The sequence below is a fragment of the Burkholderia sp. Bp8991 genome, from assembly GCF_003853795.1.
Classification (GTDB): domain Bacteria; phylum Pseudomonadota; class Gammaproteobacteria; order Burkholderiales; family Burkholderiaceae; genus Burkholderia.
Genome location: NZ_QTQJ01000002.1, coordinates 108,529 through 129,770 on the forward strand (window position 1 = coordinate 108,529; position 21,242 = coordinate 129,770).

The window sequence follows — 21,242 nt, forward strand, 5'->3', positions numbered from 1 at the left end:
GAAACGTCATGTACTCGAACATTCTGGTCGCGCTCGACGGCAGCGATACGTCGTCCCGCGCACTCGACGCCGCGCTGAACCTCGCGGCGGAGACGGGTGCGCGGCTGACCCCGGTCTACGTCGTCGACTTCCTGGTGCCGGCCTACGACACGTACGGATACGATCCGTCGATCCTGATCGATGCATTTCGCGAGGAAGGACTGCGTGTCACGGAGGATGCGGCACGCCGCATGAAAGCGCGCGACGTGGCCGGCACGCCGCAGATCTACAACGTCGCGCCGGCCGGCGAAGACGTTGCGCACCGGATCGTCGGTCTCGCCGGCGAGACCGACGCCGACCTGATCGTGATGGGCACGCATGGCCGGCGCGGTTTCCGGCGCCTGTTCCTCGGCAGCGTCGCCGAGCGCGTGCTGCGTCAGGCCACGTGCCCGGTCCTGATGATACCGGCAAGCTGCGCCGCGCAGGCGCCCGCCGAAACCACCGTGGCATCAACCGAAAAGGAGCCGTCATGAGCTACAAGACCCTGCTCGTCCATCTCGACGACAGCGAGCGCTGTGCGACGCGCGTCGACCTCGCGCTCGAACTCGCGGGACGCTGGAACGCCCATCTGATCGGCCTCTACGTGGTCTGCCAGGACCTCCTCGAGCCGTTGCGGCGGCCGGACGAACCGCTGAAGCTGGCCGTCTACGAACGCCTGTGCGAACAGCGGCGCAAGGAAGCGGAAGAAAAATTCCTGAGCGCCGCCGAACGCGCCGGACGCAGCGTCGAATGGCGTGCGCCGACCGGCAACGCGACAGAGGCCGCGGTCCTGCACGCGCGCCACGCCGATCTGCTGGTGCTCGGCCAGGAAAACCCCGACGACCGCCTGACCTACGTCGCACGTCACTTCGTCGAGGACGTCGTGATGGGCAGCGGACGCCCGGCGCTCGTCGTGCCGTACGCGGGCGACGTGCGCACGCTCGGCGAGAACGTGCTGATCGGCTGGGACGGCGGGCGCGAAGCCGCCCGCGCGATGGCCGACGCGCTGCCGCTGCTCGCCCGCGCGCGTTTCGTCAACGTCGAGACGGTCGCCCGCGGGCAACCCGATCCGGACAAGACGCCGGCGGGCGTCGACGTCGCCGCGTATCTCGAACGGCACGGCATTCGCGCGTCGTTCTCGAGCACGCCGCGCGAACGGCCTGTGAGCGTGGGCGCGACGCTGCTGAACCGGGTGACCGACCTGCATGCGGATCTGCTGGTGATGGGCCTGTACAGCCATGCGCGCATGCATGAACGCGTGCTGGGCGGCGCGACGCGCACGATCCTCGAAACGATGACGGTGCCGGTCCTGCTGTCTCACTGAGCGAACGAAAACGGGGCAGCCGCTCGCGGCTGCCCTCGTCCCGTCACGACTGTCACAACATGCCGGCACACGCGCCCGGCCCCTCCCGTACGACCAGCACCGGCCGGTCCGCGATACGCACCAGCGATTCGGCGACGCTGCCGAGCAACGCGCGGCGCACGCCGCGCCGGCCATGCGTGCCCATCACGATCAGGTCCGCGTCGCATTCGGCGGCGGCACGCGCCAGCACGTCCGATACGTTCTCTCCGCACGCGTCGATCGTTTGCGCGATGCCGCGTACACCCGACAACCGGAACGCGGTTTCCGCATCCGCGAGCGCGATCGCGGCCTTGTCCGCATCCAGTCCGGCCGGGTCGCGCCGGTCGATATAACCGCTGTCGACGTCGGCCAGCCGCGGCCCATCCGACACCACGCACATGGCGATCACCAGACTGCCCGACTCGCGGGCGAGCGAGATCGCCTCGTCGAGCGCGAGGCGCGCGCCACGGCTGCCGTCGAGTGCCGCAAAGATCCTTTGGTACATGACGCCTCCCAATTGTCGTCAGGGGTCGACCGGTTCGTGAAACCAGTCTGATCCTCGCAGGCGGCGCTCCGTTGACGCGGGTCAAACACGCGCGGCGCCGCCCCCTTGCGCATCGGTCCCGATTGGCGAACGTCGGCAAAACGCGCACAATTCCGTGCGATATCGCAGTTGCGTCCCGCTCCGCCTTTCGTGCCCCCCGTCCGGCCCGCCGCCAGCCAGCCGTCGACGAAATCCGTCAGGATGAACGGCAATGACAGTGAATGCGCCTCCCTCCCAGGCCGGACCGGCTTTACACCGGATTCGGCCCGCCCGATATGCAGCCGCGGCCGCGCTGCTGACGCTGGCGCTTGGCCTGGCTGCAACGTTCGCGGCATCCCGCGTACTGCAGAACGGGGCGCAGCACGCCGCCCAGGCGAGGTTCGCGCAAACCGCGACCCTCGCGACGGCCGACCTCCGGCGCAGCCTCCTCGGTGCGGCTGCCGTATTGCGCGGCGCGCGCGGCTTCGCGTCGACCCTGCCCGCGCCGCAATCCGGAGCGGCGTGGCGCCGCTATCTCGCGAGCCTGAATCTGGACGAATTGCAGTCGCCGGTCCGCAGCCTCGGAAGAATCGAGCCGAGCACGGCGGAAGACGATCAGGCGACGCGGCAGGCGCTGCAGCGCGCGGCGGAAACCGGCAAGGTCGCGCTCGCCGCGAACGCGATCCAGGACGCCACCGATGCCGCCCTCGCGCGGACGGAGCTGACGCTGTACCTGCCGATTTATGCGAACGCTGAAGACCTCGCTTCGTCCGGGACGCGGCACGCCACGGCGACCGGATACGTTTATGCCGCGCTGAATCCGGCTCGTCTCGTCGATTCGTCCGTGCTTGATCGGCTGCGCGTGGAAATCATGGCCGACAATCCGGCCGCGCCGGTGTATGCGGGCGGCTTCGGCGCCGGCGACTCGAGCGCCGCCGGCGACCTGTTCCGGCGCACCGATTCCGTGACGTTCGGCGGCACGCCGCTCGCGCTGCGCTACAGCGCGCCGCGCGCCGACACGTCCGGTCTGACGACGGCCGTCCTGCTGGCCGGCACCGTGCTCTCGCTGACGCTGGCCGCGCTCGTGCGGCAGGTCGTCGCGAAACGAGCGCTTGCCCCCGCCGGCGACAGCCAACCCACCGAGGCGCGGATGATGGGCATCATCCGGTCGTCGATGGAGGCCGTCATCACCGTCGACGAGAGTCAGACGATCGTGATCTTCAACCCGGCCGCCGAACACGTGTTCGGCGTCAGCGCGATGGAGGCGATCGGCGCGCCGCTGTCCCGCTTCATCCCCGAGCGCTTTCGCGCCGCGCATGCGCGACACGTCGAGCAGTTCGGCGTGACGGGCGTGTCGGAGCGCCAGATGGGGCGGCAACGCGTGCTGTTCGGCTTGCGCGCCGACGGCACCGAGTTTCCGATCGAGGCGTCGATCTCGCAGATTCGCGACGGCACCGGCAAGCTGTACACGGTCATGCTGCGCGACGTGACCGAGCGGGTGCGCGCGGAAAATGCGCTCAAGCGCTCGCGCGAGGAACTGCGCGAGCTGTCCGCCAACCTGCAGAACGTGCGGGAGGAAGAGAAAACGCGGATCGCGCGCGAATTGCACGACGACCTCGGCCAGCAACTCACCGCGCTCAAGATGGATCTGTCCGCCGTCGAGCTGGGGCTCGCGGGCATCGTCGCCCCCAACACCGGCGTGCGCGAGCAGCTGAGCGGCATGCATCGCCTGATCGATTCGATCGTTGCGTCGGTCCGGCGCATCGCGGCCGATCTGCGGCCGGTGATGCTGGACGACCTCGGCCTCGTTCCGGCGATCGAATGGCTTGCAACCGATTTCACGCGCCGTTACAGGATCACGGTCGAGCGGGACATCGCCCCCGTCGATACCGCGTTCACCGGCGCCGGTGCGACGACGCTGTTCCGCATCGTGCAGGAGGCGCTGACCAACGTCGCGCGACACTCGGACGCGACGAACGTGACGCTGGCATTGAAAGTGGAAGACGGTTATTGCATGCTGCGCATCGCGGACAACGGTCACGGCGCGCCGGAGCCCACCCGCAACGGGCAGGATCGCCCGTCGTTCGGCCTGATCGGGATCCGCGAGCGCGCGCACATGCTCGACGGGACGGTGACGATCGACAACCGGCCGGGTGCGGGATTCACGATCACCGTGGCGCTGCCGCTTCACGCCATCCAGCAAGGAGATGTGCTGTCATGATCAGGGTACTCATCGCCGACGACCACGCACTCGTCAGGGACGGTCTTCGGCACATCCTGCAGAGCGCGAGCGGTTTCGAGGTCGTCGGCGAAGCGCAGGACAGTGCCTCGACGATCGCGCTCATGCGCGACACGGATGCCAGCGTGCTGGTGCTCGACCTGTCGATGCCCGGCCGCAACGGTGTCGAACTCATCAAGCAGATCAAGGACGAGAAGCCGGGATTGCATATCCTCGTGCTGACGATGCATGCCGAACAGCAGTACGCGGTGCGCGCATTCCGCGCGGGCGCCTCGGGCTACATGACCAAGGAAAGCGCCAGCGCCGAACTGGTCGCCGCGTTGACCAAGATCGCGGCCGGCGGCGTCTACGTCAGCCTGACCATGGCCGAGCAGTTCGCGCAGAGCCTGAACGAGCCGACCGATCTCCTGCCGCACCAGCGCCTGTCCGACCGCGAATTCGACGTGTTCCGGCGCGTCACCACCGGCGAGTCGATTTCCGAGATCGCGCAGGCGCTCTGCGTCAGCGTCAAGACCGTCAGCACGTACAAGACGCGGATCCTCGAGAAGATGCAGATGCCGAACGACACGGCACTCGTGCGCTACGCGATGCGCCACAAGCTGTTCGAGGACCCGGACGAACTCTGACGGCGGCATCGGGCGCGGGCGGCGCCCCGCCCGGCTGTCCCGACGGCATCGGTGACGGCGGCCGGGCCCGCGCGGGCCGCGCCCCGCCCTTCATCAGCGTCCCGCACCCGCCCGCGACGCTCGCGACAAGTTGCCGCGCCCCTGTAGGAAACCTCCTACAAGACTTCCATCTCACCTACTGCAACTTCAATTCCGGCTGATTTTCTTGACGTTGCGCAACATCCATACTGCACATCAAGAAAAACGCACAAACGTGCCTCCCGGAGCCCAAGGCAGCATCATCGACGAGACCGGTGTATCGGTCTCCCGGCGCGTCCGGTGGGGCTTTCCCGACAGGAAGGCGGCAGAGACCAAAGCCGCCGGTACAACGGCCAGCGCGACCCCGCCCGACGGCGAGCCGCCGCTGCCCCCGAACTGGAGCCGATCATGCACAGCAGTGCCGAAGTTTCGACGACCATGCCGTTACGCCCGTTCATCCCGCTGCATCCCGTCGAACCGACGGATCAGCCCAAGCGCGCCGCGTCCCGCTGTTCGACGTGCGCATTGCGTACCGTCTGCATGCCGTCCGATCTGACGCCCGACGATTTCGCGCGCGTCGACGCGATGATCTGCACGACGCGCCACGTCAAGCGCGGCGAAACGCTGTTTCGCGCGGGCGATGCGTTCAACAGCATCTACGCAGTGAGAACCGGGTCGTTCAAGACGATCGTGATGCATCGCGACGGCGACGAGCAGATCACCGGCTTCCAGATCGTCGGCGAGTCGCTCGGGCTCGACGGCGTGTACACCGGGCACCACAACGGCGACGCGATCGCGCTCGAGGACAGCACGGTCTGCATCATCCCGTTCGGCCAGCTCGAGCAGATGTGCCGCGAAGTGCGCCCGATGCAGCATCACGTGTACCAGATGATGGGCGGCGAGATCGTGCGCGAATCGTCGCAGATGCTGCTGCTCGGCACGATGAGCGCAGAACAGCGCGTGGCCGCGTTCCTGCTGAATCTGTCCGCGCGCTTCAAGGCACGCGGCTACTCGGCCGCGGAATTCGTGCTGCGGATGACGCGCGACGAGATCGGCGAATATCTCGGCATGAAGCTCGAAACGGTCAGCCGCATGCTGTCGAAGTTCCAGCACAAGGGGCTCGTCGCGGCGCAAGGCAAGCAGATCCGGATCGTCGATTCGGAAGGCCTGCGGCAAATCTGAGCGCGCCGCGGCGCCGTCGGGCAGGTCAACCGCGCATGCCCAGCACGGCGGCGCCCGATACGCGCCCGCCGCGCAGGTCGTCGAGTGCGCGGTTCGCGTCGGTCAGCGCATAGCGCACCGCCTCGACCCGCAGCGGCATCGCGGCCGCGATCCGCATGAATTCGACCGCGTCCGCACGCGTCAGGTTGGCCACCGACGCGATGCGGCGCTCGCCCCACAGCCACGCGTACGGAAAGCCCGGGATGTCGCTCATGTGAATGCCGCCGCACACGACGATCCCGCCCTTGTCGAGCGCGCGCAGCGCGGCCGGCACCAGCGCCCCCACCGGCGCGAAGATCAGCGCGGCATCGAGCGGCTCCGGCGGCGCTTCGTCGCTGCCGCCCGCCCACGCCGCACCCAGCGACAGCGCGAGCTGCTGCGCGGCCGTGTCGCCGGGCTTCGTCAGCGCGAACACCTCGCGTCCTTCGCAATGCGCGACCTGCGCGACGAGATGGGCCGCCGCACCGAAGCCGTAGATGCCGATGCGGCGCGCGTCGCCCGCCATGCGCAGGGTGCGATAACCGATCAGGCCCGCGCACAGGAGCGGCGCGGCTTCCAGATCGGAATAGCGTTGCGGCAGATGCACGCAATAGCGGTGATCGGCGACCACGCGCTCGGCGTAGCCGCCGTCGATCGTATAGCCGGTGAATCCGGGGCTGTCGCACAGATTCTCGCGGCCGGACCTGCAATACGCGCAATGCCCGCACGTCGAGCCCAGCCACGGCACGCCCACCCGGTCGCCGACGGCGAAGCCCGTCGCGCCTTCGCCCAGCCTGCGCACCGTCCCGACGATTTCGTGACCCGGAATCAGCGGCAGCTTCGGGTGCGCGAGGTCGCCGTCGACGACGTGGAGATCGGTCCGGCAGACGCCGCATGCGTGTACGTCGATCAGCAGCTGGCCCGCCGCGGGCGACGGCTCCGGCACGCGCGCTTCGCGCAAATGCGGGGTCGTGCCGTCAAACATCATCGCAAGCATGCTCGCCTCCCTGCGCGACCGGTTTCGCGCGCTTCGCTTTCCAAGGCTAGTCGTCCGCCACCGCGTGCGTTTGCCCCGATGACAGGCGCTTGACGTGGGTCAACGGCCGCCGGACGGTTGCTGACACGATGAAGTGGCGAAACGCCGCCCGCGCGGCAACCTGGAGATGATCGATGATATCCGTTCCCCCGCTTGCCGCAAGCGCCCATCCCGACCAGCAGCTGAGGGAGCTGCTGGGCTACGCGGTGCTGGCGCCGTCCAGTCACAATTCCCAGCCGTGGCGCTTCCTGGTCAACGGCGCCACGATTTCCGTGTGCGCGGACCGCGTCCGCGCGTTGCCGGTGGTCGATCCGTTCGATCGCGAGCTGATCATCAGCTGCGGCGCGGCATTGCTCAACCTGCGGGTCGCGCTCGATCACGCCGGGCTCGCCCACACGATCACCACGTTTCCTTCCGAAGTCGATCCCGATCTGCTGGCGCTCGTCCGGGTCTGCGACGACGGCTATTCCGATGCGTCCCTCGGCGCGCTGTTCGATGCGATTGCCGAGCGCGTCACGACGCGCGCGCCGTTCGAATCGACGGCCGTGCCGCACGAGATCCAGCAGGCGCTGATTGCTGCCGGCGTCGCGGAAGGCGCCGACGTCGCGTGCGTCGACGCGCTCGCGCACCGTGCGCGCGTGGCCGAACTGGTTGCCGAGGCCGACCGCCAACAGTTCGCGGACCCGCGCTTCCGGCGCGAGCTGGCGAGCTGGATCGACCCGCGCCGGCACGTGGACGGCATGCCCGCTTTCGCGGCCGGCGTGCCGACGTTGCTCGACTTCGCCGCGCCCGTCGTGACGATGGCGGTACGGACCTTCGATCTCGGCGACGGGCTGGCCGCGCTGCATCACCAGCTCGTCGGCGCGTCGCCGTTGATCGTGTGCATCGCGACCGTGCGCGACGATCGCGAAGCGTGGCTCGCTGCCGGTCAGGCGCTCGAGCGGATCCTGCTCGTCGCGACGCGCGCCGGTTATACCGCGTCGTACCTGAACCAGCCGATCGAGACGGCCGGGTTGCGCGCCCACCTGCGCCACATGCTCGGGCTGCGCGGCGAGCCGCAGTTGCTGCTGCGCGTCGGGCGCGGCCCGCATACGCCGCATTCGCCGCGTCGCCCGCTCGACGAAGTGATCTCCTTCTCCTGATCTCGACAAGGAAACGAACATGAGCATCATGCGTTGCGCCGCCCTCTGCGCGATTGCGCTGATAGCCGGCACGGCCGCCGCGCAAACGACCGTGCCCGAGCCGACCGAACTCGTCAACGCGCAGCACTGCATGTTCTGCCATACGCCCGACATGACGTTCCTCGGGCCGTCGTTTCACGAGATCGCCGAGCGCTATCGCGGCGATCCGCATGCCGCCGCGCAGCTGGAACGCAAGCTGCGCGTCGGCGGCCGTGTGCATTGGGGCGACACGCCGATGCCGTCCGCCATCGATCGCGGCGGCCCGCTGTCTCGCGACGACGCGCATCGGCTCGTGCAATGGGTGTTGAGCCAGTGACCGTCGCGGGGCGCTTCCGTTCATGTCGACCCTCGTCAAACGCGCGCCCGCCGGCATGACACGCGGCCACGCACGCCGCCGCCCCGCCCCCGCCGCGACGATCGCGAAGATGCGCGGCAAACGGCTACGCGCGAGGCCCGATGCCGTCGTCGGCAAGGACGCCATCCCGCGCCGCGCGCGGCGCGTCGCCCCATCCCCGAACCGCGCCCCGGCCGAAGCAGACGCGACCCTTCTGCGGGGTTCCGGCATGCGCGGCATCCGGCTGCAATTCGATTACTGGAAAGCCGAGGAGCGCCTGCAGAACGAACGGATCGGCCATGCGGTCGTGATCTACGGCAGCACGCGTATCGTCGCGCCGTCGGTCGCGAAGGCGCGGCTGGACGAAGCGAATCGCCTGCTCGCGGAGCGTCCGTACGACGCGAGCCGCCGGCGCGCCGTCACGATCGCCAGCCGGCTCGTCGAATACAGCGTGTATTACCGCGTCGCGCGCGCGTTCGGGCGCATCGTCGCCCATGCCGACCGGTGCACGCGCACCGCGCGGCTCGCGATCGTCACCGGCGGCGGCCCCGGCATCATGGAGGCCGCCAACCGCGGGGCGTACGAGCGCGGCGCGCCGAGCATCGGCTTCAATATCGAGCTGCCGCGTGAACAGGCGCCCAATCCGTACATCACGCGGGCGCTCTGCTTCCGGTTCCACTATTTCGCGATCCGCAAGCTGCACCTGCTCGAGCGCGCGAAAGCGGCCGTCTTCTTCCCCGGCGGCTACGGCACGTTCGACGAGCTGTTCGAAGTGCTGACCCTGCTGCAGACGCGCAAGATCGCGCCGCTGCCGGTCGTCCTCGTCGGCGAGGCGTACTGGCGCCGCGCGGTCGACCTGGCGTTTCTCGCGGACGAAGGGATGATCGACCGCCGCGACCTGGAACTGTTCACGTATTGCGAATCCGCCGAGGCGATCTGGGACGCGATAGGCAGCTGGTATGCGCGGCGTCGCGAACGCGCGCCGGCACGCTGCAACGGGTCTTCGAAGCCACGCGCCGTGTAGGAATCCGCCGACGAGACGGGTGCGATTCCTACCTCGACTTCGGGGCACGCTGATTGAATCGGGGGCGCGCGGCAACGATACTGAAATCACGGATACCGGCCGACCGGCAAGCCGATCGCACAACAACCAGGAGAGCCGTCATGTCACACGCCGACTATCGTTCCGATTCGGGGATGCGGGCCGCCGCATCCGACACGTCCGACGCATCCGGCACGGCCGCGCTCGACACGCTGGCACTCGTCGCGCTCGCCCGGGACGCCGGCATGCTGGTGACACTCGACGGACAGATCGGGCGCGAGCGCTACGAAAGCGTGACGGGATCGATCGCCACACTGGCCCGCTTCGCCCAGGCGCTGCAGCTTTCCGCGCTCAAGGTGGAGTGATACCCGGCGTCGTGGCGTCGCGCCTCGGTATCGGTCGCCGGTGCGACGGCCCCCGTCGCTGCGCGGCTGCGCGCAGCGCGCGACGTGACCGACGCCTTCGTCGACCCGCCCCGCCCACCGGTTCAGACCGTGAAGGTATTCGACTTCTTCATCTCGATCCACGTCATCCCGGCGCGCAGCGCGTCGATCGCGGCTTCGCGCTCGGTCGCATGCGTCCTGCAGTGCGCGAACGTCCGCTCGCACATGCCGTCCGGCGATTCGAGCGTGACGTGGATCCGGCAGCGGAAGCCGCCCGTTTCGGCCGCGACCGTCTCGATCGCGACCGACCAGTCCGTTTCGTGAAGTTCGCCTGAAAGTGTCATCCGGCCGCCCTCCTGGATCGCCGCGGATCGCGCCTGCGCCTGCCGGACTTACTCGACCACCAGGTCGTCGACGACGGCACGCACGCCGCGCGCGGACCACGCGGCACCGCGCACGGCCTTGCGCTCGGAGAACGAGCCGACCTTGCCGGATAGCCGCACGGTGCCGTCGTGCACGTCGATCGCGATATGCTTCGCCTCACGCTCCGCGTGACGCATGATCGCGCGCTTGATGTTCCCGCCGATGTCGTCCGCACCGACCGTCCCCTGTACCGCGATGTGGTCGGTCACGCCCGTCACGCTGCGCATCTGCGAGATCGCGCGCACGGCCAGATGGCTCTGGTATGCCCAGTCGACCTTGCCGGACAACGTGATCCAGCCGCGCTCGACCTGCACCTTGACCGCGTCGTCATGCAGCCCGACCGTCCAGTGCAGCACCGATCGCACCGCTTTCGCGATGTCCTCGTCGGTGCGCACGTCGTCGTCCGGCAGATGCACGGTCATGTCGACGACGAGCGCCTTGACGCCGGCCACGCGGTTCGCCGCGCGCTCGATCGCCAGCTTCTCCGCGTAGCTCGGCGGGTGCCCCGAAAGCGTCACGATCCGGTCGGTCACCTCGACGCCGATGCGTGTCGAATCGATCGACGGGTCGGACTCCAGTTCGTCCTGGACATCCTGCTTCAACTGCTTGTCGGTTTTCATCGTCTGCTCTCCTGTGAGCCGCGGCGTGCCTGTCCGCCGCACGTAGCCAGATTTGCACACGTGCGGCGCCCGATCGCTGATGCAGGTCAACGTATGCCGCGCGCCGCACGTCGTGGCCGGCGGGTGCGCCGCTTGACGGAAGTCAAGCCGCTACGGCCCGGCCGTCTTATCGTGAAATCGCCGAGGCGCGACGTTCCAGGCACGCGCAATCACGCTTCAAGGAGACTCGCATGACCGAACAGCAGCTGTTGGCCTATTCGCCGGCGCCCGTGATGCAGCCGGCATCGCCCGAGGGCGAGTCGCCGGCGATCGTCGACCTGCCGCGCCCGATGCTCGACAGCGACGTGCCGCTGATGGCGGCGCTCGCGACCCGAATGAGCTCCCGCGAATTCGCCGCCACACCGCTCCCGCCGATGACGCTCGGCACGATGCTGTGGGCGGCCGACGGCATCAACCGCCCGGCGAGCGGCGGTCGTACGGCACCGTCCGCGCACGCATTCAATGAAATCGACATCTACGTCGCGCTGCCTTACGGCGTCTATCGCTACGATGCGCCCGCGCATCGGCTCGTGCTGAAACACGCGGTCGATGCGCGCAACCTCACGGGCTATCAGGACTTCGTCGGCCGCGCGCCGCTGGATCTCGTCTACGTCGTCCGGACGGCCGCGATACTCGACATGCCGCCGCAGCAGCGCGACGTGTTCTCGGCGATCGCGGCCGGCGCCATCGCACAGAACGTCTCGCTGTACTGCGCGGCGGCCGGCCTCGGAACGGTCGTGCGCGGCTGGATCAATCACCGCACGCTCGCCGACGCGTTGCGGCTGAACGAGGACGAGCTGCCGATCCTCGCGCAGACGGTCGGCTACCGGCCCGGCAGTACGCCATCGCATGCGTGAGGGCAGATTCGGTCGCACCAACGAAGCGGCGCGCGGATCGCTCCGCGCGCCGGATCCACCCGATGGGCGACGCGTGCCTGCATCGCCCGTTGCCCGTCGTCCGATCAGCTGATCGTGAGTTTCTTCTGCCCGACCGGCGCCTTCTTCGGCAGCGTCAGCGACAGCACGCCATCCTGATACGTCGCCGTCGCGCCGGCGTCGTCGATGTCGCCCGACAGCGAGAACGAGCGGCTGATCGCACCGCTGTAGCGCTCGCGACGGATCACGCGCTCGCCGTCCTTCTGCTCGTTGTTGCGCTCGACCTTCGCATGGATCGATACGGTATTGCCCGTCACCTGGACGTCGATGTCGTCCTTGGCGACGCCGGGCAGCTCCGCGTTGACGGTATACGCCTTGTCGTTTTCGGTGACGTCGATCTTCATCGATGCAAGATCGGGCTGGTCTGCCAGCGCCATGCCGCGCAGCGGCCTGAACAGCCCCTGGAACAGGTCGGATACGGGTTCGATCGAAAACGGATCGTAACGCGTCATGTTGCTCATGGTTCGTACTCCTGATGCGGTGACATACGGCCGGCGCTCTCGTCCCGACAGCAGCGGCCGCAATGAAGATCGGAGGGCGCGACAGCACATGCCGCGCATGGGACGAATGATCTTTCGAAATCCAGCGTACCCTCCCGCCCCGGCACGCGCTTGATGCGCGTCAAGGGCGGCGGCCGATTACGTACAGAAGCGGAAATAGCCGCTGTGAAGCAGGATCGGCCGTCCGCCGATTTCCTCGAGCAGGCAGCGGGCAGCGCGCTCGATGGCGGGACGATGGCGCGCAAAGGCGTCGACGAGATCCTGCTCGCGAGGCGACGCCGCGCGGAAGTGATCTTCCAGCGCGGCCGAGGTGATCGCGCAGCGCACGCGGCGGCCTTCGACGAGTGCCGGAAAGCTCAGCGCGGAATCAAGGTCGCAATACGTCGGATGTTCGGAAGGAAACGATATCTGCATGATGATCACCTGTGCAGCTAGCACACTGGCCGACAGCAACACTAGGCCGCCACAACCGTCGCGGGCGCGGCATCCTCACCGCGCACGAGCAGGACCGGGCAACTCGATGCGCGGAGGAAAGTTTCGGCGACGCTGCCGAGTACCAGCCGCCGGACCCCGCGCCGACCGTGCGTGCCGATCACGGCCAGATCGATTGAATGATCGACGACGTAGCGCTGCAGGCGCGCCGCGACGTCCTCGCCGAAATCGGTCTCGATGATGTCCGTCTCGCCGTTGACTGCCGCGCGCGAGATCGTCCGGTCGGCGTCTCGCAGGATCGCGGCGCCGTGGCTACGGATCTCGTCGAGCAAGGCTTCCGGCTCCATACGGCCGCCGTAGGCGAACAGCGTGGACTTGTCGACGGCGAACACGGCGAACAGGCGGGCGCCGCACAACCCGGCCATCCTGAGACCTTCTTCGAGCGCCCGATGCGCCGAAGGACTGCCGTCCGTGGCGACCATGATATTCGTGTACATGCGAACCTCGCTGATGAACCGACGCGCCGGCGGCGTTCGGATTCGCTTCCATCATCGGTGCTCGCCGCGAGCAGGCGTTGACCGAGGTCAACGGTTTGGAGCCATTGCGAAACCGGCACGAGAAGAAACTGGCGGCCGCTGGCCGGCATCCGGCCGACCGGGAGGCGAGGCGCCGCATTGCCGAGGACCGACGGCATCCGCCGCTAGCCCGGCGGGTTTTCGTCCGACCGGAAACCTTGCTCGATTTCAAGGATCTTCCTGGCGCACACGTCGTATTGCCATCCCGGGCCGCCGTTGCTGTCATACATGCCCTTGCACATCGCCTTGAGCCGGATCACCGAGACACCGCCACCCGATTCCGCGCGCGACGCCCAGAGATAGACTTCTCCGGCCACATACGGTTGCGCCGTCTCGATCCGGTCCGCACTGAATCGCGTGATTCGGGTCGACGAATGATCCTGGACGTAGCGCCGCGTGCGGCTCCACGCCCGGTCGCACTCGGACGGCGTCGAACACTGCAGCGAGGCGGCCTGACGCATTGCAAGCAGTCGTGTTTCCATCGTCCTGAATGTCCCGGTTCGCTCCGCCCCGGCACACGCACCCAGCGCGAGGAGCACACTCATCGCCAATGCCCGTCGTTTCATCGTCAATGCCTCGTCCGGCCATGAATTCCGCATACGGTCACGCACCGCTTTGCGCGGGCGCTCGAACCGACTGTATTGCCGCCCCGGGGAATGCGGTTGACCTGCGTCAAGCGCCCTCTCGCGCGGCTGGCTTGACTGGCATCAACCCGGAAAGCGCCGTGGTCGGTTGCAATAGGGTTCGTCGAGTCGGCAGTTCCCGGCCTGCCAGCCGGATCAGGCGACATCGGGCAGACGAGAGCGTGCGTGCCCGTTTCGAATCCAACCCGCCGGGCGCGGCAACGCGTACGCGCGCCCCGTATAACCGATCCGTTCATCATGTCCCGAGCGCCGCATACTCCATTCGCGCTGAGTCGCGGAAATGCACGACGAAAGTCGAGACAATTCGATCGCGCGTTGAGCCGGCCAGATACCTATCCCCACCCCGCGGGCCGGATCGAGCGGATCGAAACCCATCTGTCCGTCGTTTATCTGGCCGGGCGCTATGCGTACAAGCGCATCAAGCCGGTGCACTTCACCTTCGTCGATCTCATGCGGCCTGCACAGCGGCGCCGCTGCGCGCTCGCGGAGTGCACGCTCAATCGGCCGTTCGCCGGCCCGCTGTACCTGGGTGTCTGGCCGCTCGTCCCGCACGGCCGGCGATGCGCGTTCGCCGCACCGGTGCCGACCGGCGGGCGCCGGCGCCGGCAGCAGACAGTGCCGGGCGAGTACGTGGTGCGCATGCGCCGGTTCGACGCGCAGGCGATGTTGTCGGTTCGCAGCGCATCGCGCGACGACGGTCTGGCGGATGCGGAGGCCCTCGCGGATACGCTGGCCCACCATCATCTGCACGCGCCGCGCCGTGCGCCGCGCGGCCATCCCGGCAGCGCGGCGAGCGTCGCGGCCCAATGCCGGCCGTTGCTCGACACGCTCGACGTTACGGTACCGGACGAAGCCGCGCTGCGCGCCTGGTACGAAGCCGAACTGGCCCGCATCGCACCGCGGCTCGCCGATCGGCATGCGCGCGGTTTCGTGCGCGCGTGCCACGGCGACCTGCATCTCGAGAACATCGTGCGCTGGCGGAACCGGATCCTGATGTTCGACTGCGTCGAATTCAACGACGCGCTCCGCTGGATCGACGTGGCGAGCGATCTCGCGTTCGCGCTGATGGATTTCTCCGCCCACGGACGCGAGGATTGCGCCCACCGCCTCCTTTCCGGCTGGCTGGCCCGCACGGGCGACCACGCGGCACTGGGCGTGCTGCCGTGCTACTTCGTCTACCGTGCGCTGGTGCGCGCGCTGACCGCCCGGCTGCGCGGCGACGCGGCGGCACGCGCCCGCTATCTGCGCATTGCGTCGGCGATGGCCGACGCACGACGCGATGCGCAGCCGGCGTTGCTCCTGTGTCACGGGGTTTCCGGTTCGGGCAAGTCGCTGGCGAGCCGTGCGCTGGCCGAGCGGCTCGGCGCCATCCGCTTGTCCAGCGACGTCGAGCGCAAGCGCCTGGCCGGGGCATCGGCCGGCGCCCGCCTGCCCGCCGTTGCCTATTCGGATACGGCGGTCGACGAGATCTACGACCGACTGCTTTCGGAGGCTCGCGTGGTCATCGACAGCGGCTACACGGCGATCGTCGATGCGACGTTCCTGCGCCGGCGCAACCGGGCGGCGTTCATCGCGCTCGCCGCACGGCTCGGCGTGCGCGTCGCGATGCTCGATTTCACCGCGAGCCGGGCAACGCTCGCCGCGCGTGTCGCTGCCCGGGCGGCACGCGGACGCGATGCCTCCGATGCCGATGCCGCCGTGCTGGCCCGGCAGATCGAGCATGCCGATCCGCTGACCGAAGCCGAAGCAGCGATCGCGATTCGTTTCGACACCGATTGCGATGCCGCGGCGTATGAAAGCGGCGCGTTCTGGGCGCCGTTGCTCGCCGCGCTGCACGCGTAGGCACGCGGCGCGAATCCCTCGGACGAGCGGCCCGGCCCGCGCCGGGCGCCGGCCCCGCGGCGTCACGCGCGGAAACGCTGCTCCTCGATCTGCTGCAGCTTGCCGACTTCCGCGACGCTGCCGAGCAGCCCCGCGAGATGCCCGACGATATCGTCGAGCGTCACGATGCCGACGAGGCGGCCTGCATCGTCGACGACCGGCAGTCTCCGAATGCCCGACCGGCGCATCTCATCGAGCGCGACGCCGATCTCGTCCGTGTCGGACACGACGACGAGACCCCGCGACATGATCTGGCCGGCCGTCACGTCGCCCGGATCGTCGCCGCGGGCCATCACCTCGATCACCAGGTCGCGGTCGGTGACCAGGCCGATCGGAATGGCTTCGCCATCACGGTACTCGATCACGACGATGTCGCCGACATGCGCGTGCCGCATGCGATCGGCCAGTTCGAACGCACTGCATTCGACCGTGCACGATTCGACCGGTCGGGTACTGATTCTTCCAATGTGCATGATGAAGCTCCCGTTGCCCTTTGCGTGGACGATACGCATGCGCGCCGCCTCGCGGCGACGCATGTTTCCCGAGTTCAGGGTAAGCGCGGCGCCCTGGGCGGGCTTGACGCACGTCAATGTGCCGTACGCCGTCGGGCCGACGAGGCGCGGACGGCGAGGCGGCGGCCATCCATGATCTGCCTCAACGGCCGCGCATGTGCCACCGCTAACGTGACGGTATGTCGTGACGTTCGATGCCGGCCGCACCGCTGGCCGCCAACGCCACCTCCGTCCCGCGGATTCCGTCGCCATGACCTACGCATTGATTCTGGTGAACTTCGCCGTGTTCATCGCCGAGGCGAGCGGCTGGCCGGTGCTCATCGACCTGTTCGCGCTATGGCCGCCCGCCCGATCGGGCGCGCCGGCGACACCGGATTTCCACGTCTGGCAGTTGCTGACCTATAGCGTGCTGCATGCCAGTCTCGCCCATGTCGCGTTCAACATGTTCGGGCTCTACATGTTCGGACGCGATGTCGAACGCGTGCTCGGGCGCGCACGCTTTCTCGCGCTCTATCTGGCGAGCGTGCTGGCCGGCGCGATCGCGCAGCTCGGGGTGATGCGTGCCCTGCCGCCCGCCGACGCACCGACCGTCGGTGCGTCGGCCGGCGTTTTCGGCGCGCTGATCGCCTACGCCGTGCTGTTTCCGAAACGGCGCGTCGTGCTGCTGTTCCCGCCGGTACCGATGCCCGCCTGGCTCTTCGCGGCCGGCTATGCACTGACCGAATTGCTGTCCGGCCTCAGCGGCGACACGAGCGGCGTCGCGCATTTCGCCCACCTCGGCGGGATGCTCGGCGCGCTCGTGTGCCTCGCCTTCTGGCGAAAACGCGCGGGCATGCGTGCGTGACGCCTGTTCCCGCCGATGGCGGGAGCGAGCCCTAGATGCTGAGATATCCCTGGAACAGCCACGGCGGGCCGGTTCTCTCGCCTGTCGCGCGACCGCTCGCGGCGGGCACGCAGATGCCCGAGAAACCGGGCGACCCGTCCTGCCAGAACGACGGCACGAACGAAAATTCGCCGTTGACCGTCACCACGAAGTCGCGATTGAACTGCGACGGCCCGAAAATCGTCACCTCGCGGAAGAACGACGCGGCCTCGTCGCGCGCCGTGCTGCGCGCGGCAAGCAGCCCCCTGACGTCATAACGCGCCGGCAGCGTGTAGACCTTCCCGCCGCGCTCGACCGCTTCCGCCGCCGTGAAAACGAGTTCCACACCCGGGTACGGCAACCGGTAAGGCTCCCGACAGATCGGGCCGTCCGGCCCGAGCGCGAGCGGCGGATGAGCCCAGAGCGAAAGCGACAGCGGGCTCGTGCGCTGGGCGAAGTATTCCGAAAGCCAGTTCATGGTCAGTCCTCCCGTGAACGGTCATTGACGTCGGGTTGCGGAGCTTGTCTGCCGGATCGACGCGGTCGCGTCGACGGTTCGTCCAGCGTCGCACGCCCCGCCGCGCGACGCTTGATGCCGATCAAGCACGCGCCCGACATGCGGCCCGAGCGGTCAGCGGCCGAACGTGCGGGTATGGTCGTCGTAGTCGAACAGTCCCGCGTAGCGCCCCCAGTCGATCACGACCCTCAGCGCCTGGTCGGCGCTGCGCGGATCGAGATGATCCTCCAGTTCGAGCTCGAAACGCTCGCGCGGCGCGCGATGCCCCTCGCGTTCCCCCAGCACTTCGTCGATATGCCCGGCGAGCGGCACGAACCGGACGACATGCTCGCGAAACAGACGCCGCCGGGCGTCGTCGTCGCTTTGCGCGAACACGTGACCCGCGGCACTCAGCCGGATGCTCCGGTCGTGCCATTCGGCAAACGCGAGCAGATGGAGCGCGGCCGCCGTCGAATACAGCGCGTCGACCCGGAGCGCGAGCGCCGATGCGATCGTGCCGAGCTCGGCATGCCCCTCGTACGGCGCGGCAGCGAGCGTGTCGACGAATCCGGCGAGATGGTGGCTCGACACGTCGGGCAGCTTCATGGCCAGCGCGCTGCCCGTCGCTTCCCGGCCTGCCGTCGCGTCGGTGATGCGCGCCGTCAGCGTCGCATAGATCTTGCCGGCGATCGCCTGAACGGCCGGATCATGCCGACTGCGCGGACGCGGCAGCGGCACGTTCAGCGTTGCCTCGATGCGCGCCGGACCGGCGCCGAGCACCAGGATGCGATCGCACATGAGCACGGCTTCCTCGATGTTGTGCGTCACCATCAGCACCGACCGGGTCGACAGCTGGTGCGCGTCCCACAGGTCGAGAAAATCCGTGCGCAGCGTTTCCGCGGTCAGCACGTCGAGCGCCGAGAACGGTTCGTCCATCAACATCAGCGCGGGCTCGCTGACGAGCGCGCGGGCGAAACCGACCCGCTGGCGCATGCCGCCCGACAGTTCGCGGGGAAACGCCGATTCGAACCCGTCGAGCCCGATCAGCTCGATCGCGGCGGCCGCGCGTGCGCGCGCGTCGCCCGGCGCGAGGCCCAGCGCGTCGAGGCCGAGCTCGACGTTTTCGATGACGGTCAGCCACGGGTACAGCGCAAAGGTCTGGAACACCACCGCGATGCCGTCGGTCGGGCCGGCGAGCGGCGCACCGCGATACGCGACCGTGCCGGACGAGGGCTTGACGAGCCCGCCGGCGATCCTCAGCAGCGTGGACTTGCCCGAGCCGGAGCGGCCCAGCAGCCCGAGGATCTCGCCTTCATGCAGCGCGAGATCGATATCGGCCAGCACGTGCAGCGGCTCGCCGGACGGCTTCGTGAACGATTTGCATACGGCCCGCATCTCGAGCACGACCGCCGCCGGGTCCGAAGCCGGCGCGGCCGCGCTCGCGACGTTCCCTTCCGTGTATTCGCTGAGGTTCGGCACACGGGTCTCCCGTGAATAAATGATCGGTGGAGGGCTCAATCGAGCCGCGTGCGGCGCTCCGCGAACGCGTACATCGGGCGCCACACGAGCCGATTGGTCGCGATCACGAGCAACGACATCGCGGCCACGCCGAGCGCGATGCGCGGATAGTCGCCGGCGTCGGTCATCCGCGCGATATAGGCGCCGAGTCCGCCGGCATCCAGGCGTGTGCCGCCCCAGCTCACCGCTTCGGCGACGATGCTCGCGTTCCATGCGCCGCCCGACGCGGTAATCGCGCCGGTCACGAAGTACGGCAGGACGCCCGGCAGCATGACGTGACGCCACCAGGTCGGCGGCCGCACCCGGAAGCAGGCGGCCGCTTCGCGCAGGTCGGCCGGGAACGCGCTCGCACCGGCGATCACGTTGAACAGGACGTACCATTGCGCGCCCAATATCATCAGCGGGCACAGCCAGATGTCGGGTTCGAGCCGCAGGCGCACGATCGCGAACACCGCGACCGGAAACAGCAGGTTGGCCGGAAACGCGGCGAGGAACTGCGTGACCGGCTGGATGCGGGCGGCCACGCCCGGGCGGAGGCCGATCGCGATGCCGATCGGCACCCAGATCGCCGACGCGAGGGTGACCAGCACGGTCACGCGGACGAACGTGAGCCCGCCTTCGCTTGCGACGGCGCGCAGGTCCGTCCAGGTCAGCGTCGCGCGTCCGAGCCGGAACAGTTCGTACGCCGCATACGCGCATCCCGCGCCGCACGCCGCGAACCAGAGCACGTCGCCCGTGTGTCGCGGCAGCGCGATCCGGCCGCGCCATGCCGGCATGAACCCGCGCAGCCGCGCGCGCGCCGCCCGACGCAGCACCGCCCGGACCGGGCCGACCGCACGGCCGATCCATCGCGATCGGTGGAACAGGTCGAGCATCCAGCTGCGCGACCCGACCGTGGGCGCGGCATCGCCATAGCGGAACCGTTCCGACCATGCGACCAGCGGCCTGAACAGCAACTGGTCGTACAGGACGATCGCGACGCTCATCGCGACGATCGCCCAGCCCACGGCGGCGAGGTCGCGGCTCGCGATCGCCTGCGCGACGTAGGCGCCGACGCCCGGCAGGTCGACGTGCAGGTTGCCGACCGCGATCGCCTCGGACGCGACCACGAAAAACCAGCCGCCCGACATCGACATCATCGCGTTCCAGACGAGTCCCGGCATCGCGAACGGCACGTCGAGGCGCCAGAAACGCTGCCACGCGGACAGCCGGAAGCTGCGGCTCGCTTCGTCGAGATCGAGCGGCACCGTGCGCAGCGCCTGATAGAAGCTGAACGTCATGTTCCAGGCCTGGCTCGTGAAGATCGCGAAGATCGCCGCGCACTCGGCGCCGAGGATCCGCCCCGGAAACAGCGACAGGAAGAACAGCACCGTAAACGACAGGTAGCCGAGGATCGGCACCGACTGCAGCACGTCGAGCAGCGGGATCAACACGCGCTCGGCGCGACGGCTGCGCGCGGCCGCGGTCGCGTAGGCGAACGTGAAGACGATCGACGCGAGCAGTGCCGCGAACATGCGCGCGACCGTGCGCAGCGTGTAGCCCGGCAGCGCCGCGGGCGACAGCGAAATCGCCGGGGGCTGCGCCACCGCCAGCGGGCCGGCCATCTGGTGCGCCGCGATGCCGGCCAGCAACAGGAAACCGACCACGATCAGCGTCGCGACGATGTCCCGCCAGCCCGGCACGGGCAGCGTCCAGCGCCCGCCCCGCAATACCTCAGCATGGTGCTCCACGACGCCTCTCCCGCCGATGATGGCGGTTCATCTTCCCGGGTGGGGCGGCCGGCGGGCTTGACCTGCGTCAACCGCCCTGCATTGCCCGGCGCCACGATCGCAGCGAGTCCTGCCGCGCAACGGCCACCGGTCA

General features: G+C 68.7%; 24 protein-coding genes. 12 read left to right on the top strand and 12 right to left on the bottom strand.

Annotated elements, in window-relative coordinates:
- The first annotated feature begins 8 nt into the window (after positions 1-8).
- Together DIE02_RS02425 and DIE02_RS02430 are read left to right on the top strand one after the other, a co-directional pair.
- On the top strand, positions 9-512 hold the full coding sequence (locus DIE02_RS02425) for a universal stress protein (RefSeq protein ID WP_124521033.1): 504 nt from the start codon (positions 9-11) through the stop codon (positions 510-512).
- Positions 509-1,342 (top strand): universal stress protein, encoded by an 834-nt coding sequence (locus DIE02_RS02430; protein WP_124519778.1) that lies wholly within the window; start codon positions 509-511, stop codon positions 1,340-1,342. Before DIE02_RS02425 ends, DIE02_RS02430 begins: the two co-directional genes overlap by 4 nt.
- Before the next feature lie 52 nt (positions 1,343-1,394).
- On the opposite strand, the gene DIE02_RS02435 is transcribed toward DIE02_RS02430, so the two are convergent.
- Positions 1,395-1,865 (bottom strand): universal stress protein, encoded by a 471-nt coding sequence (locus DIE02_RS02435; protein ID WP_124519777.1) that lies wholly within the window; start codon positions 1,863-1,865, stop codon positions 1,395-1,397.
- 250 nt (positions 1,866-2,115) lie between these two features.
- On the opposite strand from DIE02_RS02435, the gene DIE02_RS02440 reads away from it, so the two are divergent.
- From DIE02_RS02440 to fnr, 3 genes are all read left to right on the top strand, one after another.
- Complete coding sequence (locus tag DIE02_RS02440; RefSeq protein ID WP_124528571.1) at positions 2,116-4,104, top strand: PAS domain S-box protein; 1,989 nt, start codon at positions 2,116-2,118, stop codon at positions 4,102-4,104.
- Positions 4,101-4,748 (top strand): response regulator transcription factor, encoded by a 648-nt coding sequence (locus DIE02_RS02445; protein WP_124519775.1) that lies wholly within the window; start codon positions 4,101-4,103, stop codon positions 4,746-4,748. Before DIE02_RS02440 ends, DIE02_RS02445 begins: the two co-directional genes overlap by 4 nt.
- 426 nt (positions 4,749-5,174) lie before the next feature.
- Positions 5,175-5,948: a fumarate/nitrate reduction transcriptional regulator Fnr gene (fnr, locus tag DIE02_RS02450; protein ID WP_124528573.1), complete on the top strand. Its 774-nt coding sequence runs from the start codon at positions 5,175-5,177 to the stop codon at positions 5,946-5,948.
- Between the two features lie 25 nt (positions 5,949-5,973).
- On the opposite strand, the gene DIE02_RS02455 is transcribed toward fnr, so the two are convergent.
- Positions 5,974-6,963 (bottom strand): zinc-dependent alcohol dehydrogenase family protein, encoded by a 990-nt coding sequence (locus tag DIE02_RS02455; protein ID WP_124528575.1) that lies wholly within the window; start codon positions 6,961-6,963, stop codon positions 5,974-5,976.
- 173 nt (positions 6,964-7,136) lie between these two features.
- Here DIE02_RS02455 and DIE02_RS02460 point away from each other — a divergent pair, with 173 nt between their 5' ends.
- The 4 genes from DIE02_RS02460 (at position 7,137) to DIE02_RS02475 (ending at position 9,924) form a co-directional block, all read left to right on the top strand.
- Positions 7,137-8,144 carry an Acg family FMN-binding oxidoreductase gene (locus DIE02_RS02460; RefSeq protein WP_124521039.1) on the top strand — a complete coding sequence of 336 codons (1,008 nt, stop codon included), beginning with the start codon at positions 7,137-7,139 and terminating at the stop codon, positions 8,142-8,144.
- Between the two features lie 19 nt (positions 8,145-8,163).
- Positions 8,164-8,499 carry a c-type cytochrome gene (locus DIE02_RS02465; RefSeq protein WP_124521041.1) on the top strand — a complete coding sequence of 112 codons (336 nt, stop codon included), beginning with the start codon at positions 8,164-8,166 and terminating at the stop codon, positions 8,497-8,499.
- A 22-nt stretch (positions 8,500-8,521) separates the two neighbouring features.
- Positions 8,522-9,541 (top strand): LOG family protein, encoded by a 1,020-nt coding sequence (locus DIE02_RS02470; RefSeq protein WP_124528577.1) that lies wholly within the window; start codon positions 8,522-8,524, stop codon positions 9,539-9,541.
- 140 nt (positions 9,542-9,681) lie between these two features.
- A complete protein-coding gene (locus tag DIE02_RS02475; RefSeq protein ID WP_124519769.1) occupies positions 9,682-9,924 on the top strand; it encodes a hypothetical protein in 243 nt (80 codons plus the stop codon).
- 122 nt (positions 9,925-10,046) lie between these two features.
- Here DIE02_RS02475 and DIE02_RS02480 read toward each other — a convergent pair whose 3' ends face one another.
- A complete protein-coding gene (locus DIE02_RS02480) occupies positions 10,047-10,286 on the bottom strand; it encodes a hypothetical protein (protein ID WP_124519768.1) in 240 nt (79 codons plus the stop codon).
- A 48-nt stretch (positions 10,287-10,334) separates the two neighbouring features.
- Complete coding sequence (locus DIE02_RS02485) at positions 10,335-10,985, bottom strand: BON domain-containing protein (RefSeq protein WP_059452433.1); 651 nt, start codon at positions 10,983-10,985, stop codon at positions 10,335-10,337.
- Between the two features lie 230 nt (positions 10,986-11,215).
- Here DIE02_RS02485 and DIE02_RS02490 point away from each other — a divergent pair, with 230 nt between their 5' ends.
- A complete protein-coding gene (locus tag DIE02_RS02490; protein WP_124528579.1) occupies positions 11,216-11,881 on the top strand; it encodes a nitroreductase family protein in 666 nt (221 codons plus the stop codon).
- A 104-nt stretch (positions 11,882-11,985) separates the two neighbouring features.
- On the opposite strand, the gene DIE02_RS02495 is transcribed toward DIE02_RS02490, so the two are convergent.
- The 4 genes from DIE02_RS02495 to DIE02_RS02510 form a co-directional block, all read right to left on the bottom strand.
- The gene (locus DIE02_RS02495) at positions 11,986-12,420 is read right to left on the bottom strand and encodes an Hsp20/alpha crystallin family protein (RefSeq protein ID WP_124528581.1); all 435 of its coding nucleotides are present in this window, start codon (positions 12,418-12,420) and stop codon (positions 11,986-11,988) included.
- Positions 12,421-12,597: 177 nt separating this feature from the next.
- On the bottom strand, positions 12,598-12,873 hold the full coding sequence (locus DIE02_RS02500) for a DUF1488 domain-containing protein (RefSeq protein ID WP_124519765.1): 276 nt from the start codon (positions 12,871-12,873) through the stop codon (positions 12,598-12,600).
- A gap of 41 nt (positions 12,874-12,914) precedes the next feature.
- Positions 12,915-13,388, bottom strand: coding sequence for a universal stress protein (locus tag DIE02_RS02505; protein ID WP_124519764.1), 474 nt, complete (start codon positions 13,386-13,388; stop codon positions 12,915-12,917).
- Between the two features lie 203 nt (positions 13,389-13,591).
- Entirely contained in the window at positions 13,592-14,032 is a 441-nt protein-coding gene (locus DIE02_RS02510) for a hypothetical protein (protein ID WP_124528583.1), read from the bottom strand.
- A 315-nt stretch (positions 14,033-14,347) separates the two neighbouring features.
- On the opposite strand from DIE02_RS02510, the gene DIE02_RS02515 reads away from it, so the two are divergent.
- Positions 14,348-15,952: a bifunctional aminoglycoside phosphotransferase/ATP-binding protein gene (locus DIE02_RS02515; RefSeq protein WP_124528585.1), complete on the top strand. Its 1,605-nt coding sequence runs from the start codon at positions 14,348-14,350 to the stop codon at positions 15,950-15,952.
- 62 nt (positions 15,953-16,014) lie between these two features.
- Here the strand turns inward: DIE02_RS02515 and DIE02_RS36305 are convergent, their stop codons facing one another.
- Positions 16,015-16,464: a CBS domain-containing protein gene (locus DIE02_RS36305; RefSeq protein WP_124519761.1), complete on the bottom strand. Its 450-nt coding sequence runs from the start codon at positions 16,462-16,464 to the stop codon at positions 16,015-16,017.
- A 289-nt stretch (positions 16,465-16,753) separates the two neighbouring features.
- On the opposite strand from DIE02_RS36305, the gene DIE02_RS02525 reads away from it, so the two are divergent.
- Complete coding sequence (locus DIE02_RS02525) at positions 16,754-17,347, top strand: rhomboid family intramembrane serine protease (RefSeq protein ID WP_124519760.1); 594 nt, start codon at positions 16,754-16,756, stop codon at positions 17,345-17,347.
- A 31-nt stretch (positions 17,348-17,378) separates the two neighbouring features.
- On the opposite strand, the gene DIE02_RS02530 is transcribed toward DIE02_RS02525, so the two are convergent.
- From DIE02_RS02530 to DIE02_RS02540, 3 genes are all read right to left on the bottom strand, one after another.
- Positions 17,379-17,843: a hypothetical protein gene (locus DIE02_RS02530; protein WP_124519759.1), complete on the bottom strand. Its 465-nt coding sequence runs from the start codon at positions 17,841-17,843 to the stop codon at positions 17,379-17,381.
- A 153-nt stretch (positions 17,844-17,996) separates the two neighbouring features.
- Entirely contained in the window at positions 17,997-19,256 is a 1,260-nt protein-coding gene (locus DIE02_RS02535) for a nitrate/sulfonate/bicarbonate ABC transporter ATP-binding protein (protein ID WP_185640832.1), read from the bottom strand.
- Between the two features lie 119 nt (positions 19,257-19,375).
- Positions 19,376-21,109 (bottom strand): ABC transporter permease subunit, encoded by a 1,734-nt coding sequence (locus tag DIE02_RS02540; RefSeq protein WP_124528589.1) that lies wholly within the window; start codon positions 21,107-21,109, stop codon positions 19,376-19,378.
- Positions 21,110-21,242 lie beyond the last annotated feature (133 nt).